At 72.4% G+C, this 3,056-nt stretch carries 3 protein-coding genes and 1 pseudogene; all 4 read left to right on the top strand.

Features of this window, described 5'->3' with window-relative positions; translation table 11 throughout:
- Window positions 1-146 precede the first annotated feature (146 nt).
- Complete coding sequence (locus HW577_RS23030; protein WP_232475183.1) at window positions 147-572, top strand: hypothetical protein; 426 nt, start codon at window positions 147-149, stop codon at window positions 570-572.
- Window positions 569-1,942, top strand: coding sequence for a Tol-Pal system beta propeller repeat protein TolB (tolB, locus tag HW577_RS23035; RefSeq protein ID WP_198378450.1), 1,374 nt, complete (start codon window positions 569-571; stop codon window positions 1,940-1,942). Before HW577_RS23030 ends, tolB begins: the two co-directional genes overlap by 4 nt.
- 86 nt (window positions 1,943-2,028) lie before the next feature.
- Complete coding sequence (pal, locus tag HW577_RS23040; protein ID WP_198378451.1) at window positions 2,029-2,493, top strand: peptidoglycan-associated lipoprotein Pal; 465 nt, start codon at window positions 2,029-2,031, stop codon at window positions 2,491-2,493.
- 50 nt (window positions 2,494-2,543) lie between these two features.
- Window positions 2,544-3,056, top strand: a pseudogene (locus tag HW577_RS23045) (tetratricopeptide repeat protein); the annotation flags it as partial.

The raw sequence follows: 3,056 nt of genomic DNA on the forward strand, positions 1-3,056 counted from the left end.
AGCCGCAGCAGCAGGCGTAGACCACGCCGCGCCCGGACCCGCTGCCGCTGCCCCCGCCGCCCGTCCCGCCGCCGCCCGAGCCGTCGCAGCAGGCAGGCACCGGCCAGACGCCGCCCGTGCAGCGGCCGCAGGAGCGCAGCACGTCGGTGCAGAACACGCTCGAACGTCTTCGCACCGCCCAGCAGCAGGACCGCGCGCCGACGGCGCGGCCGAATCCTTCGGGCGCGCCGCAGCAGGGCGGCGGCAGCCCGACGGGCACGGCGGCACTGACCCAGGGTGAAATCCGCGGCTTGGCCGACCAGATCGCCGAATGCTGGAACGTCGACCGCGGCATGATGAATGCCGACCAGATCGTGGTGGAATTGCGCGTGCAGCTCGACAGCCAGGGCAATGTGCGCAACGTGGTGCCGAACGGCGCCCCGCCGGCAGATCCGCGCGCGCGGTCTGTCTACGAATCCGCGCGCCGTGCCCTACTATCGCCGCAGTGCAATCCGCTTCGTGTGCCGCCTTCGAAGTTCGGGACGGTGATGGCCTCTATCTTCCGCTTCAATCCGAGGGGGCTCGTGCGATGAACCCTGACAGCAACTTCACCTTCACGCGCCGCCGCGTCCTCGCCGGTGCCGGCGTCGGGCTGGTGGCGCCGGGCATCTTCGCCACGCCGCTGCCCGCCGCGGCGCAGCAGCCGCAGGGTGCGGTGATCGACATCACCCGCGCGCGGACCGATCCGATCCCCGTCGCGATCCCGGATCTCGCCGGGGCGGGCGACGCGGCGCGCGTCGGGCGCGACATCGCCCGCGTTATCCAGGCCAATCTTCGTAATTCCGGCCTGTTCCGCCCGGTGGACCGGCAGGCCTTCATCCAGACCGCCGAGGCCGCGGCGCAGACGCCACGCTTCCAGGACTGGCGTGTGATCGGCGCGCAGGCCCTGGTGACCGGCCGTGTCGTCGAACAGGGCGGCAGCCTGCGCGTCGAGTTCCGCCTGTGGGACGTGCTGCCCGAATCGCAGCTGCAGGGCACCGCCTTCACCGCGCCCGCGGCCAATTGGCGGCGCATCGCGCACCTGATCTCGGACGTGATCTACGAACGCCTGCTCGGCGAGAAGGGCTATTTCGACACGCGCGTGGTCTATGTGAGCGAGACCGGACCGCGCGACCGCCGCACGCGGCGGCTGGCCATCATGGACCAGGATGGCGAGAACCATCGCTTCCTGACCGATGGCCGCTTCGCCGCGCTGACGCCGCGCTTCCACCCCTCGGCCGAGCGCATCGCCTTCATGTCCTACCAGGACCGCGGCCAGCCGCGCGTCGTGCTGTTCGACATCGGCTCGGGCGCGCAGCAGGTGCTGGGCAACTTCCCCGGCATGACGCTCTCCCCGCGCTTCTCGCCCGATGGGCGGTCCGTCGTGCTCTCCGCCACGCGCGGGGGGGATGCGAACATCTATGTCGTCGACATCGCCAGCCGGCGCGAACGGCAATTGACCAGCGGCGGCGGGCTCGACGTCTCGCCCTGCTTTTCCCCCGACGGGACGCAGATCGTCTTCAACTCCGACCGCGGCGGCGACCAGCAACTGTACGTGATGGATGCCAACGGGGGCAGCCCGCGCCGCATCTCCTTCGGCCGCGGCCGTTACGCGACGCCGGTCTGGTCGCCGCGCGGGGACCTCATTGCCTTCACCCGCTTCGGCGGCGGCGGCTTCGCCATCGGCGTGATGCGCCCCGACGGTTCGGGGGAGCGCATCCTCTCGGAAGGCTGGGCGATGGAAGGCCCGACCTTCGCGCCCAATGGCCGCGTGCTGATGTTCTACCGCGAAAGCCGCGCGGATTCGCGTGGCGGCGGCTATTCCGCGCGCATCGTCTCGATCGACATCGCCGGCTTCAACGAGCGCCCGATCCCGACGCCGACGGATGCGACCGACCCCGCCTGGTCGCCGCTCCTGTCATGACGCAGCGCAGCATCCTTTGGCTTGACCGGCGTCAAGCCGGATGCTTGACCCCCTTTCCTTATCTCAACGAGCCAGGAGACCCCCCGATGAACACCCGCCTTTTCGGCGCCGTGGCCGCGCTCGCTCTGCTCGCCGCCTGCTCCTCCACCGACCAGAACGCCGCGACCGGCGCCGGCGGCGCTGGCACCGTCCGCCCCGGCACCCAGGAAGACCTGGTGGCCAATGTCGGTGACCGCGTCTTCTTCGACTTCGACAGCTCGGTGATCCGCGCCGACCAGCGCCCCGTGCTGCAGCGCCAGGGGCAGTGGATGGGCACGCACTCCTCGGTGCGCGTGCAGGTCGAAGGCCATGCCGATGAACGCGGCACGCGCGAGTACAACCTGGCGCTCGGCCAGCGCCGCGCCAACGCGGCGCGCGACGCGCTCGTCGCCGCCGGCGTGAACGGCGCGCGCATCACCACCATCTCCTACGGCAAGGACCGCCCGGCCGCGCTCGGCTCGGACGAGGCGTCCTGGGCGCAGAACCGCCGCGCCGTCACCGTCGTCCAGTAACCACGCAGGGGGGGCGGCCCGGCCCGACGGGGCAGGGCTGCCGCGCCGACATGGCCGCACGCGCCGCGCTCATCGCCGCCTTCGCCACGCTGCCCTTCCTCGCCGCGCCCGCCGCGGCGCAGATGGACAGCCGCGAAGGCATCGCACTCCAGAACCAGATCCTGGAACTGCGCCGGGACCTCGACGCACTGCGCCGCGGTGGCGGCGGCGGCGGCGCGGTGGCGCCAGCGCCGTTGCCGCGCGGCGGCAACGCCCCGCCTGCCGAGATCGTGCAGCAACTGCTCGCCCGCGTCGGCGAACTCGAAGAACAGGTCCGCCGCCTGCGCGGCCAGCTCGACGTCGCCGAGAATTCCAACCGCCGGCTGACCGAGGACATCGAGAAGCTGCGCGGCGACATGGATTTCCGGCTGCAGCAGCTGGAAGGGGGCGGCCGTGGCGGCGCCCCGCGCCCTCCCCAGGGGCCGGCGGCCGCTCCGGCCCCGGCCCCGCAGCAGGCGCAACCCCAGCAGCCGCCGGCAACCGGCCCGCGTCCCGCTGAACGCGCCATCGCCGACGGGCAGGCC

Origin of the sequence: Neoroseomonas rubea, assembly GCF_016106015.1 — a bacterium.
In the GTDB taxonomy this organism is placed as follows: Bacteria; Pseudomonadota; Alphaproteobacteria; order Acetobacterales; family Acetobacteraceae; genus Neoroseomonas; species Neoroseomonas rubea.